Consider the following 15,317-nt stretch of genomic DNA (forward strand, 5'->3'; position numbering starts at 1 on the left):
CAGAGTCCCATAAAAAACGCGGCGCACAAGGCGCCGCGTCAACACTGCTACTACGGTCAATCGGTTGTCAGTGCATCGCCGCCGACTTGCGCGCCTGAGCGGCGTCGTCGGACGACAGTTGATCGCCACGTGCACGCTCCCACGCATTCTTGGCGAGCAAAGCGATGGTCGCAATCACCGCCGGAATCGCCAGCAGCGAGAACGTTGCCGAGAAGCCGAGGTGGCGGCGCATCAATTCCGCGCCCAGCAGCGCACCCGCAATGCCGCCGAAGCGGCCGATCCCGAGCATCCACGCCACGCCGGTGGCACGGCCGTGCGTCGGGTAGAACATCGCGGCGAGCGACGGCATCGACGATTGCGCGCCGTTCATCGCCGTGCCTGCGAGGAAGATCAGCGTGACAAGCATGCCGATGTCACCCATCGCCTGCCCCACGGCGTAGACCAGCACGGCCGTCAGCGCATAGCCGACCGCCACCACTTTCTGCGCATTGAACTTGTCCATCAGCCAGCCCGACAGAATCGTGCCGACACCGCCGCCCAGCGGGAACAGTGCGGTAATCAATGCGGCGCGTTGCACGGTGAAGCCGGCATCCTTGAACAGAATCGGCATCCAGCTCGTGAGCAGGTAGAAGATCACCAGCCCCATGAAGTAGGTCAGCCACAGCATCACCGAGCCGAAACCGTATTGCTTCGACAGCACCACGCCGATGGGGGAACCCGCACGCTTCGGCGCGGCTTCGTTGACGGTAAACGTCGTCACGTCATCCATCGACTCCCCGGCAATGCGCGACAGAATGCGACGCACGCGCTCGACCGGCTTCTGATGCACGACGAGATACTTCACCGACTCGGGCAGCAGGAAAATCAGCAGCACCGAGAGCAACAGCGGCAGCACGCCGCCAAGCACCAGCACGCTGTGCCAGCCGAACGTCGGAATCAGCCACGACGCGACAAAGCCGCCGACCGATGCGCCCAGCGGAAACCCGCAGAACATCGTGTTGACGATCACGGCGCGGCGCGCTTCGGGCGCAAACTCCGAGATCAGCGTCACGGCATTGGGCATGGCTGCGCCCAGACCAAGTCCGGTGAGAAAGCGCAACACCGTCAGCGTCGTCAGATCCTGCGCGAAGGCGGTCGCCAAACTGGCAACACCAAAGAACACGACCGACAGCACGAGCATCGTCTTGCGGCCGACGCGATCGGCGAGGGGGCCTGCAAAGATGGCACCGCCAGCCAGACCGAACAGCGCCGCCGAGAGCACCGGCCCGAGCGAGCCCTTATCGATGTGCCATTCCTGCACGAGCGCGGGCGCGATGTAGCCAATGGCGGCGGTGTCGAAACCGTCGATGGCGACGATGAAGAAACACAAGATCAACACCAGCCACTGAAAGCCGGAAAACCGTTGTGCGTTGATATAGGCGGGCACATCCACCGTGCGCGTCTGGGTCATGAAGCTGTCTCCTCGGAGCTTTGCCGCTCCGTATGTCGTCGTTCTGAAACCGGGTTACGTCCCTCTGAGGGGGCGCGGGGGGTCCCGATTTCTGCCGCTACTGTACGTGTTTCGCCCGCCTCTCGAAATGATCTTTCGTCAGATCATCCATAACGGGCGGTTATGTCCCCGGCAGGTGCCGCCGGGGTGCGAGAACCTTATAGCACGGCCAGTCATCAAGCCGTCAGGCCATCAAGCCATCAGGCCAACGGCAGCCCGACGTAGTTTTCCGCCAGCGTCATCGACGCCGCACGCGAGCTCACCACGTACTCCAGCTCGGCGCGTTGCATCTTTTGCTCGAACGGCGACGCGTCGTCCAGACGGTGCAGCATGCGCGTCATCCAGTACGAGAAGTGCTCGGCACGCCAGATCCGCTTGAGCGCCGCCTCGGAATACCCCTTGAGCGCGCCTTCCGTATCGCGATGGAAGAAGTCGTCGAGCGCACGGGCCAGACGCCACACGTCGGCGACGGCCAGATTCATCCCCTTGGCGCCCGTGGGCGGCACGATGTGCGCGGCATCCCCTGCGAGAAAGAGCCGGCCGTGTTGCATCGGCGTTGCCACGAAACTGCGCATGGCGATGACGCCCTTCTGGAAGATGCGCCCTTCCTTGAGTCGCCAGCCATCGTCGCTCTCGGTGCGCGTGTGCAGTTCGTGCCAGATGCGCTCGTCGCTCCACGTCTCGGCACGCTCGGCCGGGTCGCACTGGAAGTACATGCGCTGCACCATCGGCGAGCGCGTGCTGATGAGTGCGAAGCCACGTTCGTGCGCGGCGTAGATCAGTTCGTCGGATGACGGCGGTGCCTCCACCAGCACGCCGAACCAGCCGAACGGATACACGCGCTGATATTCGTTGCGCACGTCCGACGGCACCGCTGCACGGCACACGCCGTGGAACCCGTCGCAACCCGCGATGAAATCGCAGTTGAGGCGGCGCGTCTGTCCGCCCACCGTGAACTGCACGCTCGGTTGCGTGCTGTCGACGTCGTGCACCGAGACGTCGGACACCTCGAACAGAATCTCGCCCTGCGCCGCCTCGCGGGCCGCGATCAGGTCCTTGATGACCTCGTGCTGCGCGTAGACCGTGATGGCACGGCCGGTCAGTTCGGTGAGCGCAATACGGTGGCGAGCGCCGCCAAATGCCAGCTCGATCCCGTGGTGCAGCGCGCCTTCGCGGCGCATGCGCTCGCCCACGCCCGTCTCGTTGAGAATGTCCATCGTGCCCTGCTCCAGCACACCGGCGCGAATGGTCGACTCGACGGCTTCGCGCGAGCGCGATTCGAGCACGATCGATTCGATGCCCTGCAAGTGCAGCAGATGAGAAAGCAGCAGGCCGGCAGGACCGGCACCAACGATGACGACGGGGTAATGGGTACGCATGAGGTTGTCTCCTGAAATTTGCGTCGCCCTCTCGAGACACAAACGGCATGCGCGAATGTTGTATTTCTTGACTGCGCTTCACGCATTGCACCAACTTAGGACTGCGCGTAAACGAGCATGTCGAAACACGCGCGCACGCCTTGTCATGAGGGGCGAATGCGTCATATCTTATGGACCGCGCGCGTCGCATTGAATGGATGAATCGACGACTTTCTTGTACTTTTCCGACAACTTCGCCCAAGGGAAAACCAGTATGTCAGGCTCGTCATCCCGGCTGCGCGCGGCGCGCGACACGATTCCGGAGTTTTCGCTTTACGGTGAATTGCACGAGACCGACAGCGCCGATTTCGTCCATATCGAGTGGATCGAAACACGCAGCCGTCTGTACGACTGGCACATCGACACGCATCGTCATCTGGGACTGTTTCAGGTACTCGCGATCTTCGAGGGCACCGTCGAGGCGAATGTCGACGACGAGACGTGGGAAGTCGAAGGCCCGGCGGTGATTACCGTGCATCCGTCGGCCGTGCATAACTTCCGCTTCAGTCGCGGCGCGCACGGCTTTGTGTTGACGATGGCACAGAGCGTGCCGTTCGATGCCGCGTTCGGGGTCGATGCCGATGTCGAATCGCTGCTGCGAAAGCCGTGGCTCTTCGCGCTGGCTGACGCGCCGCAAACACGCGACCGTCTCTATACCCTGCTGGGCCTGATCATGGACGAGTTTTCGCGCCCGCAACTCGGGCACGCGGAGATGGTCGGCTGGCTCACGCGCAGCGTTTTGCTACTGCTCACGCGACTGCGCGCGCATCACGATTCGGCCACGCGCACCGGGCGGACCGAGCTCGATCTGTTTGCACGATTTCGCGCGCTGGTGGAAACGCACTACACCGAGGCGTGGAGCGTGCCTGCGTACGCTGAGCGGCTGCATGTGACGGAGAGCAAGCTCAACCGCCTATGCCGGCGCATCGCGGGCAAATCGGCGTTCGATCTGGTGCAGGACCGGCTCATGCTCGAAGCCCGCCGCAAGCTGATCTATATCCCCGCACCGGTCTCGCACGTCGCCTACGAACTTGGCTTTCAGGACCCGGCGTACTTCTGCCGGGTGTTCAAGCGGCACGTGGGCGTCACGCCCTCGGCATTCCGGCGCTCGGCCCAGCATGAACATCTCGGCGACGAAGTGCCGGCCGAGATGTCGGATGAAACGCAGGACTAGACTTAAGCCGCCCCGCGCAGGAACGACGACAGCGCGGTGGTGACCGCCGAGGCGCATTCGATGTTCGACAGATGCGCGCCCGGCACCACCACCTGCTGCGCGCCGGCAATGCGCTCGACGATGGCTGTCGACATCACCGGCGGCGTCGCCATATCTTCCGACCCGGTAATCACCAGTGTCGGCGCCTTGATGGCGGCAATCTCATCGAGCTGATTCATATCGCGCACCGCACCGCAGGCCGCCGCGTAGCCTTCCGGCGAGAGCGAGCGGAACATGGCCTTCATGCCGTCCACGGTGGCGGGCTCACGCTGCGGATACGACGGCGTGAACCAGCGCGACACGACGGCATCGGTCACGGCGCCCATGCCGTCAGCAAGCACGGTACGGATACGGCCGTTCCAGCCATCCTCGCCGCCGATGTGCGCCGACGAGCAGACGATCGCCAGCCGATCGAGACGCTCCGGCGCATGAATGCCCAGCCACATGCCGGTCATGCCGCCCATCGACACCCCTGCCAGACTGGCACGGGCAACGCCGAGGGCATCGAGCAGTGCCACAACGTCACGCCCCAATTGGGCGATGTTGTACGGCCCCGGCGTCACCGACGAGCCGCCGTGTCCGCGTGTGTCGTAACGAATCACACGGAAGTCTCGTGCGAGCTCGCTCACCTGCGGCGCCCACATCTCCAGCGTGGTGCCCAGCGAATTGGACAGCACCAGTGCGGGGGCGTGGTCGGCCCCATCGATCGCCACACGCAGCGTGGCGTCACCCACGTCGATCAGACGTTCTACGGTCATTCGAATCGTCTCCTCAACCTTGTGCGTCGTCACGCGCACGCGTGGTCGAACCCGGCTCGGCCGCTTCCATTTCCGCGAACACCTTCTCGGCATCGTGAATGGCCTGATTCGCCGCAGGCAAGCCGCAATACAGCGCGGCGTGCATGAACAGCTCTTTCATCTCGTCGCGGGTCACGCCGTTGTTGAACGCGGCGCGCACGTGCATGCGAAACTCATCGCCGCGATTGAGCGCGATGAGCAGCGAGAGCGTGATCATGCTGCGCATATGGCGCGTCAGCCCCGGACGCGTCCAGATATCGCCCCATGCGAAGCGCGTGATGAAGTTCTGAAACTCGTCGTTGAATTCGTTGCGACGCGTGAGCGTGCGGTCGACGTGCGCGTCGCCAAGGACGGCGCGACGCACCTGCATGCCGTTGTCGTAGCGTTCCTGATCGTTCATTGAGATGTCCCGCCTTGAAGAGAGTCAGGGGCCGCCGCGTCAGCGAGCGCCAATACGCGGCTCACGAACGTCTCGGCAGCGCCCAGATAGTGTTGAGGGTCCGTCAGACGCACGAGGGCGTCGTCGGAGAGAACGCGCGTGATCTCGTCGTCTTCGCGCAGCACGTCGAGCAGATCGCGCTGTTGGGCCACGGCGTCGCGGCAGCGGGCTTCGATGCGGCGATGCGCCTCTAACCGCCCCATAGATTCGCCGAGCGCCATCGTGACCGCCTCCGCCATGATCAGGCCATGCGTGAGATCGACATTGGCGCGCATGCGCGCACCGTCCACGGTCCATCCGTCGATCAGCGTGCGCGAGGTGGCCAGCGCGCCGCCGCACAACATGAGCAGTTCGGGCAACGTTTCCCACTCGGCGTGCCACGTGCCCAGCCCGCGCTCATGGTCCTGTTGCATCGCGCCGAACAACGTGGCGACGAGTTGGGGCGTGCGTGCTGCGGCGGCAAGAATGGCCGCACATCCGACCGGGTTGCGTTTGTGCGGCATGGTCGACGAGCCGCCCCGGCCCGGACCGGATGCCTCGCCGATCTCGCCCACTTCCGTTTGCGTGAGCATGGCCGTATCGCGCGCGAACTTGCCGAGCAGGCCCGTGAGCGATGCCGCCCAACTGCCCACGCGCACGATGCGATCGCGCTGGCCGTGCCACGGCGTCGCGGCGTCGGACAAACCGAGATGTTTCGCCAGTGCAGCGCTCACCGCCGGGCCTTGCGTGCCCAGCGACGCGAGCGTGCCTGCCGCGCCACCAAACTGCACGCACAGCACTTGCTCCCGCAACGCGAGCAGATCCGTGCGCGCGCGCAACAGCGCGTCGAGCGTGCCGGCCAGCTTCAGGCCGAAGGTGATGGGCAACGCGTGTTGCAACCACGTGCGGCCAATCATGAGCGTCGCACGATGCGCGCGCACCTGATCGGCGAACTGCGCAATCAGACCGTCGAGGTCCGCGCCGAGATCGTCGAGTGCGCCACGCACTTGCAGCACGAGACCGGTATCGATCGCATCCTGACTGGTCGCGCCCCAGTGCACGAAGCGGGCCGCTTCGGGGTCGAGCGCTTTCACGCGCGCGGTCAGTTGCTTGACCAGGGGAATGGCGAGATTGCCCGCGCACGCGGCGGCGTCGCGCAGCGCCGGCCAATCGAGATCGGCCGCGTGGGCCGAGGCAGTAATGGGGGCGACGGCGGACGCCGGGATGAGGCCGGTATCGGCTTCGGCGCGCGCGAGCGCCACTTCGAAGTCGAGCATGCCCTGAAGCGTGGCGTCGCGCGAGAAGCGCGCCGACACGGCAGCGCCGCGCAGCAATGAGTCAAGCAGTTCCGTCATCGGAGAGTCGATGGTGGTTGTTGCATTGCAAAAATGCAGAGACGGCCACGGGCCGCCAGCACTTTCATGCCGGTGGCCCGAGGCCGCGCCAATGTCAGAAAGACTTCAACCGACGTCAGAGGTCGAGGAAGACCGTCTCCGCATTGCCGCCGTGGCTCTGCATACGGATATCGAAACGGTACGTCACACGCCCGCCGATCACCTCGCGGCGCGCCACCAGCGTGTGGCGCCGCTCGGCCGGTACCTGTTGCAGCACGGGGTCTGCCGCGTTGGCAGTTGCCTCATCGTCGAAATAGATACGCGTAAACAGATGATTCAGCAAGCCCCGCATCGTCAGCACCACGTCGATGCGCGGTGCCTCGCCCTGCCCGGTCGAGCCCGGCTTGATCGTCTCGATCACGAAACGGTTCTCGGCGTCGGTGCCCGTGCCGCAACGCGCGGCACCCGCAAAGCCGGTGCGCTCGATGTCGTCGGCCGTCTCGACATACCGCCCGTCGGCGTCGGCCTGCACGATCTCGATGAGCGCGTCGTTGATCGGGTTACCGGCACCGTCGATCACCTGACCGATCACGCGGATGGCTTCACCCTTCGCACGGTCGGTGGCGGCCACCGGCGTGAAGGCGCTCTTGAAGTCGTACAGGTACTGCTCGGGCGAGAGGCCATAAGCGAAGTACGGGCCGACGGTCTGCGACGGCGTTTGCTTGTAGTCGGACATGGCTCAGGACTCCATCGGCGTTTGGTCGGCACCGCGCAGCACGATGTCGAATTCGTAACCCAGCGCGTAGTCGGGCTCGGTGATGTCCATCGAGAAACGCGCGATCAGGCGGTTGCGGGCATGCGCCGGCGTGGCCTCGAAAATCGGGTCGTAGGCGAGCAGCGGGTCGCCCGGGAAGTACATCTGCGTCACGAGCCGGGTCGCGAAGTACTGGCCGAACACCGAGAAGTGCAAATGCTGCGGACGCCACGCGTTGTGGTGGTTCTTCCACGGGTACGCACCCGGCTTGATCGTCAGAAACTTGTAACGCCCTTCGGCATCGGTCATCGCGCGGCCGGCACCGAGGAAGTTCGGATCGAGCGGGGCGTCGTGCTGATCGACCTTGTGCACGTAACGGCCGCAGGCGTTCGCCTGCCACAGTTCAACGAGGGTATTGGGTACCGGACGGCCGCCTTCGTCGAGCACGCGGCCGGTGACGATGATGCGCTCGCCAAGCGGTTCGCCGTTGCGCACGGCATTACGCGTCAAGTCGCTGTCCAGCGCCCCGATGATGCCGTTGCCGTAGACCGGCGAGCGCAGGTCTGCGAGATTCTGTTTGACCGGAACCAGCAGTTCCTTGGGGCCTCGCAGCGCGGTGGACTTGTACCCGCTGTCGATGAGTTTGGGATGGGAGTCCCAATCGCGCGGGCGCAGGACGGTTGTCGACTTCGACATGGTCTCACTCCATTTTGTGTTGACGGGCCTGGCTAGGATGAACAAATCCTTCCAGTGTGTTTAGTTCGTTTGCAACACTATATCCATAATCAACGGATATATTTATTGACATTTTCTTAGGCTTTTCATAACTTTTCGGCATGGAAAGACACTTACTCGACGGGCGTATCAAGCTGCGCCATTTGCAATGCCTGCTGGCGGTCGCACAGCACGGCAGCCTGCAACGGGCAGCCGAAGCGCTGTCCATCACCCAGCCGGCGGTGAGCAAGACCATTGCCGAGCTTGAAGCGCTGCTCGGCGTGCGCCTGTTCGACCGTGGCCGTAATGGCGCGCGCCCGACTGCGCAGGCCGAACTCTTCCTGCGCCATGCGGGCGCCAGCGTCAGCGCGCTGCGGCAGGGCATCGATGTCCTCTCACGCGCCGTCGGTCAGACCGGCGGTGTGATCGAGATCGCCGTACTGCCCACGCTGGCGGCGGCGATGATGCCGGCCGTGCTCGACACCTTCCGGCGGGAATGGCCGGGCATCGTCGTTCAGGTCCACACCGGCGCCAATCAGCAGTTGCTCACACAGTTGAAATCGGGACAGGTCGCGCTCGCGTTGGGGCGTCTGTCCGGGCCGGAAGGCATGACCGGCCTCACGTTCGAACATCTCTACGCCACCCCGCTATGCATCGTGGTGCGCCCCGACCATCCGCTGGTGAAACAGCGCACCGTGTCGATTGCCGATATCGCCCGCTACCACGTCGTGCTGCCGCCCCACGGCACCATCCTGCGCCATACCGCCGACAGTTTCCTGCGCGCCCATGGCGTCGGCGCGCTGGACGACTATTCGGAACTGCTCTCCATGTCGCTCGCCCGCGCCATGACACTGCGCGACGACGTGGTCTGGATCGCCTCGGAAATCACCGTGCAGGACGATTTGGCCGACGGTGTGCTGTGCGCCCTGCCCTTCGCCACCAAAGGCACCGAGGAATCCATCGGCATTCTCTGGCGCAACGACACCATGCCCACGCCGCCCGAGCAGACGCTCATCAGCGCCATGCGCGAAGCTGCGCGCGTGCGTTACGGCGTGCCCGGGCTTCGTTGAGCGCCGGGGTTCACACCACCACTGCGGGCGATGTGTCCGCACTGGCACCCAGACCCAGCATGCGCACGGCGTTCTCCTTGAGCACCAGTGGTTTGACTTCATCGCGAAAGCCCGCCGTCTCGAAGTCGCGCAGCCAGCGGTCCGGGGCAATCAACGGAAAGTCCGAGCCGAACAGCATCTTCTCCCGCAGCAGTGAATTCGCGTACTGCACCAGCTCCGGCGAGAAGTACTTTGGCGACCAGCCCGACAAGTCGATATACACGTTCGGCTTGTGCAGCGCGATCGAGAGCGCCTGCGATTGCCACGGCCACGAGGGGTGCGCAATCACGATGTTCATTTCGGGAAAATCGGTCGCCACGTCGTCGAGATGAATTGGCTCCGAGTACTTGAGCCGAAGCCCGCCGCCGCCCGGCATGCCCGAACCGATGCCCGAATGACCGCTGTGAAACACGGCGGTTAGTTGGTACTCCGCGATCAGCTCGTACATCGGATACGCCATCCGGTCGTTGGCGAAGAAGCCCTGCATCGTCGGGTGGAACTTGAACCCGCGCACACCAAACTCTTCGACCAGACGGCGCGCTTCGCGCACGCCCATGCGTCCCTTGTGCGGGTCGATGCTCGCGAACGCGATCATGATGTCGGCGTTCTCTTGCGCATAGCCCGCGATTTCCTCGTTCGGAATACGCCGCCGGCCGATGTTGGCCTCGCAATCGACCGTGAACATCACGAAGCCGATATTGCGCTCGCGGTAATGCGCGATGGTCTCGGGAATCGTCGGCCGGCGGTTCTGCTTGAGCACGGTGCCGAAATATTTGTCCGCCGCGTCGTCGAATGCTTTGCCGAACAAATCCGGAGGCTGACAGCACGACACTTCGGCGTGAACGTGCGTATCAATAGCGACGAGTGTGTCGAGATTCATGCTGCGGTCTCCGGTTCGGCAATCTGCGCCGCGATGATGCCCATCGCCCGCCGTGTGTCGGGGAGTTCGAATTTGAGCCAATAACGCGCTGCGCTGCGTTTGCCGTGGACATCGCCGCCATCGGCGAGCGCCGCCTGTGCCCAGAGGCCAGCCATCGACAAGCCGTGCACGACACGCATCACCTCTCCTGCAACACATAGCGCCGCACGGGGCGATGCTTGTGCCAGCGAAATCGCATTCGGCATCAGTGCCCGCCATTCGTCGAAGCAAGCTAGCGCTGCGTGGAAGCCGCCGAGTGCGTGATCGGTCGAAACCTCGCAAACCTGAGCGCGCGCCCGGTCGAGCCACTGCCCCAGCGTCACGCCGTTGTCGCGAACGATCTTGCGCATGAACAGATCGATGGCCTGAATCTCGTTCGTGCCTTCGTAGATCATCGGGATGCGCGCATCGCGCATGATTTGCGAGATGCCCGTTTCTTCCACATAGCCGTAGCCGCCGAACACTTGCAACGCCGCGCTAGCACCTTCGAACGCCTGCTCCGTGAGCATCGCCTTGACGACCGGCGTCAGCAGCGCAGCGAGCGCATTGGCTTGCTGCCGTACTTCAGGCGTCTCGGCGTGATGCGCTTCGTCAATCGCGAGTGCTGCGCGATACAACAACAGGCGAGCGCCTTCGACTGCGACGCGTTGCCCTTCAAGCAAACGCCACACGGCCGGATGCGCCGCGATAGGGGCTCCCGCAGCCGCCCCCGGCACACGCGACTGCACGCGCTCGCTGGCGTGTCGCGCAGACATTTCGAACGCGCTCTGTGCAAGGCCTAGCCCGGAAGCGCCCACATGCAGCCGCGCCGAATTCATCATCGCGAACATCGCTTCGAGTCCCCCGTGCGGTGACCCGACGAGATAGCCCGTCGCGCCCTCGAATGCCATCGAGCAAGTGGCGCTGCCGCGAATGCCCATCTTGTGTTCGATACCGGTGCAGTGCACGGCGTTGCGTTCGCCGTCGGGCAGCCACTTCGGTACGAGAAAGAGCGACAACCCGGCGCTACCTGCCGGGGCGTCAGCCGTGCGCGCCAGCACCAGATGCACGATGTTCGGCGTGAAGTCCTGCTCACCGCCGGAGATGAATATCTTCTCGCCGGTGACGCGCACCGTCTGATCGTTCAACCACTCAGCGCGCGTGCGGATCTGGCCCAGATCGCTACCGGCGCCCGGCTCGGTCAGGCACATCGTCGCCAGCCATTCGCCGCTCACCAGCGGCGCAAGCCACGCGTCCTGCAACGCCTCGTTGCCGAAGCGGTGCACACACTCGTACGCACCGTGCAGAATGCCCGGGTACATCGTCCACGCGAGATTCGCCCCGGCGGTCAGTTCCTGCAACGCTACCTGCGCGACGATCGGCAGACCCTGCCCGCCCACGTCGGGATCACAAGGCAGCGACGGCCAGCCCGCTTCCCGGTACTGGCGATAGGCCTCGGCAAACCCTGCCGGGGTGCGCACCTCGCCGTCTTGCCACTGGCAGCCGTCACGATCGCCCGCTGCGTTGAGCGGCGCCAGCACGTCGCGTGCAAAGCGCCCCGCTTCGTTGACCACCTGCATGAGCGTTGCCGTGTCGAACTCGCGAAACGGCGCCAATCGGGCAAGCGCATCGCCCACGCCGAGCCGCGTCATCACGAACGCAATATCGTCCGCCGCACTACGCACTTCCCGATAGACCATTTCAGCGTCTCGCGGGGGCCAAAATGGCGCGCACGTCGCCAGACTGGGCAGCGTGCAACGCGTCGACGGTTGCCGCACGATGATCCTGCACCGCGCGCTGATTGATCGAGCCCTTGTCGGTCACCTCGCCGCGATCGAGCGACGGCGGCGTGTCGAGCAACCAGAGCCGCGCCACATACGTCGCGCTGCCGCCCGCCTGCACGTTCAGTTGCTGCATCAGGCTGGTAAAGAACTCGCGCACTGGGGCAGAGGCCACCACCTCGGCCATCGGTGCACTCGCCGGCAGCCCGCTGAGCCGTCGGCAATCGTCGACGCGCGGGAAGACGAGCAGGCCGATGTCGTCGCGATTGATGCCGGTCACGACCGCGTCCTGCACGTACGGCGCGCCTTCGGAAATCACACGTGCGCGCAGCGGCCCGACACTCACGAACGTGCCCGAACTCAGTTTGAAGTCTTCGGTAATACGGCCGTCGAATTGCAACCCGATTTCCGGATGTGCGATATCCACGAAGGTTGCCGCGTCGCCGGTGCAGTAGTAGCCCTCTTCGTCAAAGACCGGATCCGTCGCCTCATGACGCCAGTAACCGCCCATGACATTCGGGCCGCGAAAGCGCACTTCGAGCTTGCCGCCGACAGGCGCGAGTTTCACCTCGCAGCCGGGGGCCGGAAGTCCGATATACCCGGCGCGCATGATCGGCCCGGTTGTGAACATGCAACTCGGCGACGTTTCCGTCATGCCCAGACCGGACATGATGCGAATGCGCTCGCCGCAGTGCGTTTCCGTCACACGCTCCAGCCGATCCCATGCCGCTTGTGACAGCCCGGCACCGCCAAAGAAATACAGATTTACCTTCGAGAAGAAACGCTCGCGCAACGCCGCATCTTTCTCCAGCGCGATGGCGAGATCTTCCCAGCCTTTGGGCACGTTGAAATAGACCGTCGGCGAAATCTCGCGAAGATTGCGCAGCGTCTCTTCGAACTTGCCAGCGACGGGTTTGCCGTCGTCGATATACAGCGTGCCGCCGTTGTACAGCGCAATGCCCACGTTGTGACTGCCGCCATACGTGTGATTCCACGGCAACCAGTCGATCAGCACTGGGGGCGCCTCGCCGAACGTCGGGAACGTTTGCAGCAGCATTTGCTGATTGCTGCACAGCATGCGCTGCGTGGTCGGCACGGCCTTCGGCTGACGCGTCGAGCCGGAGGTGAAGAGAATCTTGGCGATGGTCTGCCCATCGACCTTCGCATGCGCCGCATCGATATCGCGCGGCACGGTGTCGAGCAATGCGTCGAAGGCCAACGTGCCATTCGCGCCATTGCCCGTCACGCGAATCACATCGTCACCGAGGACGGCATCCATCGCACGTCCGTAGGCGCTGGCATCCGTGGCATAGACAAGCCCCGGTTGCAGCAGACCCAGCGTATGGCGCAACTTGCCGAAATCGGTCGACACGATGGAATACGCGGGCGAAATCGGCGCAAACGGCACGCCTGCGAACATCGCACCGAGCGCCAGTTGAAAATGTTCGAGATCGTTGCCGGAGAGAATCGCAATCGGGCGCGTCTGCGACAGCCCACGATCGAGCAGCGCCTGACCGATGGCCCGCGCGCGTGACAGCATCTCGGCGTACGTGATGCCGACCCACTCGCCGTCAGTGCCACGGCGGGCGATGAGCCATCGCTGGGGGTGCTGCGCCGCGCCGCTCACGAGACGGTCGGTCAGCCGCTCGGGAAACTCACCGAGCGCTTCGCGCGAACGCAGATACCAGAACTCGCCGTCGCGAAGCAGTTCCACGCCGGGGTTACCGATGGCGACGTGACGATAGCGATGCGCAGCAGTGTCGGCTGCGGCCGGGATGTTGCCTTGGTTCAAAACACTGTCTCCTGCTTCCGGCCTGCCGCGCGGCGCTCTCGGGCGCATGTCGCGACGGGCACTTCCTAAGTGGCTTTGCAGACAGAGGCGCGATCCCTGTGAATCAAGCGCCCTGCCGCAGATGCCGTCTGCGATCAGATCGGGTAATGCCGGGGCGTGGTCTGCACGGTGATCCAGCGCAGTTCGGTGAACTCGCCAATCGACGCCTTGCTGCCGAACCGGCCGTAGCCGCTCGACTTCACACCACCGAACGGCATCTGCGCTTCATCGTGAACCGTCGGGCCGTTGATGTGGCAGATACCCGACTCGATCCGCTTGGCTAACTGCAACGCGCGCGACACATCGCGGCTGAAGATCGCCGCCGACAAACCGAACTCGCTATCGTTAGCCACACGGATGGCTTCGTCGTCACCGTCGACACGTTGAATCGTGACTACGGGGCCGAACGATTCTTCGCGATAGAGCCGCATCGAAGGGGTCACGCCGTCGACAATCGTCGCCTGCATGATGGCGCCTTCGACACGGCAGCCCAGCGGCAAACGCGCGCCGTGTTCGCGGGCGTCTTCCACCAACGCTGCCACCCGCGAGGCCGCTTGCGCGCTGACCATCGCACCCAGCACGCTGTCGGGCGATGTCGGCGAACCCGCGTGAAGCGTCGCGGCCTTGGCCGTCAGCTTTTCAACGAAGGCATCGGCAATGCGGGCGTCGACGATCACGCGCTCCGTCGACATGCAGATTTGCCCTTGATTGAAGAACGCACCGAAGGCGATACCGTCCACGGCAGCGTCGAGGTCGGCGTCGTCGAGCACCAGCACCGGCGCTTTGCCGCCCAACTCCAGCAACGCAGGCTTGAGATGCTCGGCGGCCACGCGCGCGATGATGCGTCCCACATGCGTGGAACCCGTAAAGTTCACCCGGCGCACGGCCGGATGCGCGATCAGCCGCGCGACGATCTCGCCGGCATCGGCAGGCGCATTGGTCACGATGTTGACCACGCCGTCACCGAGGCCGGCGTCGTGCAGACACGCCCCAATCAGCGCGTGAACGCCCGGGCATTGCTCCGACGCCTTCAGCACCACGGTGTTGCCGCAGGCGAGCGGCATGGCCAGCGCACGTGTGGCGAGAATCACCGGGGCGTTCCACGGCGCGATGCCCAGCACCACACCGACCGGCGAGCGCACCGCGAGCGCGAGACTGCCGGGCACATCGCTCGGAATCACGCTGCCGTCGATCTGCGTGGTCATCGCCGCGGCTTCGCGCAACATGTTCGCGGCGAGCATCACGTTGAAGCCATACCAGTTCGCCATCGCGCCCGTCTCGGCGGCCCCCACGGCGATGAACTCGGCGGCGCGGGCATCCATGCGCTCGGCCGCGGCCAGCAGACGCGCACGGCGCGCCCCCGGCGACAGCGCCGCCCACGCGGGAAACGCGGCCTGCGCGGCATCCACCGCTGCGTCGGCGTCGGCCAACGTCGTGGCCGGGGCGCGCGAGGCGACTTCGCCGGTAACGGGGTCGATGCGCTCGAACGTGGCGCCGTTCTGTGCGTCTCGCCACTGCCCGCCGATCAGCATCCGGACTTCATGCATTGCTTTGTCTCCTC

The 15,317-nt window shown here is 64.6% G+C and carries 13 protein-coding genes; 2 read left to right on the top strand and 11 right to left on the bottom strand.

Translation table 11 applies throughout. From position 1 onward, the window contains the following. Positions 1–67: 67 nt before the first annotated feature. A complete protein-coding gene (locus tag CDV46_RS06595; protein WP_087687341.1) occupies positions 68–1,450 on the bottom strand; it encodes an MFS transporter in 1,383 nt (460 codons plus the stop codon). A 239-nt stretch (positions 1,451–1,689) separates the two neighbouring features. After that, positions 1,690–2,868, bottom strand: a complete 1,179-nt coding sequence (locus tag CDV46_RS06600; protein WP_087722122.1) for a 4-hydroxybenzoate 3-monooxygenase — start codon at positions 2,866–2,868, stop codon at positions 1,690–1,692. A 253-nt stretch (positions 2,869–3,121) separates the two neighbouring features. On the opposite strand from CDV46_RS06600, the gene CDV46_RS06605 reads away from it, so the two are divergent. Next, positions 3,122–4,081, top strand: a complete 960-nt coding sequence (locus CDV46_RS06605) for a helix-turn-helix domain-containing protein (protein WP_174996005.1) — start codon at positions 3,122–3,124, stop codon at positions 4,079–4,081. Positions 4,082–4,083: 2 nt separating this feature from the next. Here CDV46_RS06605 and pcaD read toward each other — a convergent pair whose 3' ends face one another. The 5 genes from pcaD to pcaH form a co-directional block, all read right to left on the bottom strand. Beyond that, on the bottom strand, positions 4,084–4,878 hold the full coding sequence (pcaD, locus tag CDV46_RS06610; protein WP_087722124.1) for a 3-oxoadipate enol-lactonase: 795 nt from the start codon (positions 4,876–4,878) through the stop codon (positions 4,084–4,086). Positions 4,879–4,891: 13 nt separating this feature from the next. Beyond that, positions 4,892–5,317, bottom strand: coding sequence for a 4-carboxymuconolactone decarboxylase (pcaC, locus tag CDV46_RS06615; protein ID WP_087687337.1), 426 nt, complete (start codon positions 5,315–5,317; stop codon positions 4,892–4,894). Next, complete coding sequence (locus tag CDV46_RS06620) at positions 5,314–6,690, bottom strand: 3-carboxy-cis,cis-muconate cycloisomerase (protein WP_087722125.1); 1,377 nt, start codon at positions 6,688–6,690, stop codon at positions 5,314–5,316. Before CDV46_RS06620 ends, pcaC begins: the two co-directional genes overlap by 4 nt. Before the next feature lie 115 nt (positions 6,691–6,805). Then, positions 6,806–7,405: a protocatechuate 3,4-dioxygenase subunit alpha gene (gene pcaG, locus CDV46_RS06625; RefSeq protein WP_087687335.1), complete on the bottom strand. Its 600-nt coding sequence runs from the start codon at positions 7,403–7,405 to the stop codon at positions 6,806–6,808. A 3-nt stretch (positions 7,406–7,408) separates the two neighbouring features. Further along, positions 7,409–8,119, bottom strand: coding sequence for a protocatechuate 3,4-dioxygenase subunit beta (pcaH, locus tag CDV46_RS06630; protein ID WP_058375615.1), 711 nt, complete (start codon positions 8,117–8,119; stop codon positions 7,409–7,411). Positions 8,120–8,259: 140 nt separating this feature from the next. Here pcaH and pcaQ point away from each other — a divergent pair, with 140 nt between their 5' ends. Then, the gene (pcaQ, locus tag CDV46_RS06635; RefSeq protein WP_087722126.1) at positions 8,260–9,207 is read left to right on the top strand and encodes a pca operon transcription factor PcaQ; all 948 of its coding nucleotides are present in this window, start codon (positions 8,260–8,262) and stop codon (positions 9,205–9,207) included. Between the two features lie 10 nt (positions 9,208–9,217). Here the strand turns inward: pcaQ and CDV46_RS06640 are convergent, their stop codons facing one another. The 4 genes from CDV46_RS06640 to CDV46_RS06655 form a co-directional block, all read right to left on the bottom strand. Then, entirely contained in the window at positions 9,218–10,126 is a 909-nt protein-coding gene (locus tag CDV46_RS06640) for an amidohydrolase family protein (protein WP_087687332.1), read from the bottom strand. Beyond that, positions 10,123–11,844 (bottom strand): acyl-CoA dehydrogenase family protein, encoded by a 1,722-nt coding sequence (locus CDV46_RS06645; protein WP_087722127.1) that lies wholly within the window; start codon positions 11,842–11,844, stop codon positions 10,123–10,125. The genes CDV46_RS06640 and CDV46_RS06645 overlap by 4 nt, the downstream gene beginning before the upstream one ends. Position 11,845: 1 nt before the next feature. Next, on the bottom strand, positions 11,846–13,717 hold the full coding sequence (locus CDV46_RS06650; protein WP_441339311.1) for a feruloyl-CoA synthase: 1,872 nt from the start codon (positions 13,715–13,717) through the stop codon (positions 11,846–11,848). A 134-nt stretch (positions 13,718–13,851) separates the two neighbouring features. Beyond that, positions 13,852–15,303 (bottom strand): aldehyde dehydrogenase, encoded by a 1,452-nt coding sequence (locus CDV46_RS06655; protein ID WP_087722129.1) that lies wholly within the window; start codon positions 15,301–15,303, stop codon positions 13,852–13,854. Positions 15,304–15,317 lie beyond the last annotated feature (14 nt).

It is taken from the genome of Pandoraea sp. PE-S2T-3 (genome assembly GCF_002179965.1).
Lineage (GTDB): Bacteria > Pseudomonadota > Gammaproteobacteria > Burkholderiales > Burkholderiaceae > Pandoraea.

Coding starts and splice junctions, on each gene's coding strand:
- CDV46_RS06595 (WP_087687341.1), bottom strand. CDS start 1,450: ATGACCCAGACGCGCACGGTGGATGTGCCCGCCTATATCAACGCACAA.
- CDV46_RS06600 (WP_087722122.1), bottom strand. CDS start 2,868: ATGCGTACCCATTACCCCGTCGTCATCGTTGGTGCCGGTCCTGCCGGC.
- CDV46_RS06605 (WP_174996005.1), top strand. CDS start 3,122: ATGTCAGGCTCGTCATCCCGGCTGCGCGCGGCGCGCGACACGATTCCG.
- pcaD (WP_087722124.1), bottom strand. CDS start 4,878: ATGACCGTAGAACGTCTGATCGACGTGGGTGACGCCACGCTGCGTGTG.
- pcaC (WP_087687337.1), bottom strand. CDS start 5,317: ATGAACGATCAGGAACGCTACGACAACGGCATGCAGGTGCGTCGCGCC.
- CDV46_RS06620 (WP_087722125.1), bottom strand. CDS start 6,690: ATGACGGAACTGCTTGACTCATTGCTGCGCGGCGCTGCCGTGTCGGCG.
- pcaG (WP_087687335.1), bottom strand. CDS start 7,405: ATGTCCGACTACAAGCAAACGCCGTCGCAGACCGTCGGCCCGTACTTC.
- pcaH (WP_058375615.1), bottom strand. CDS start 8,119: ATGTCGAAGTCGACAACCGTCCTGCGCCCGCGCGATTGGGACTCCCAT.
- pcaQ (WP_087722126.1), top strand. CDS start 8,260: ATGGAAAGACACTTACTCGACGGGCGTATCAAGCTGCGCCATTTGCAA.
- CDV46_RS06640 (WP_087687332.1), bottom strand. CDS start 10,126: ATGAATCTCGACACACTCGTCGCTATTGATACGCACGTTCACGCCGAA.
- CDV46_RS06645 (WP_087722127.1), bottom strand. CDS start 11,844: ATGGTCTATCGGGAAGTGCGTAGTGCGGCGGACGATATTGCGTTCGTG.
- CDV46_RS06655 (WP_087722129.1), bottom strand. CDS start 15,303: ATGCATGAAGTCCGGATGCTGATCGGCGGGCAGTGGCGAGACGCACAG.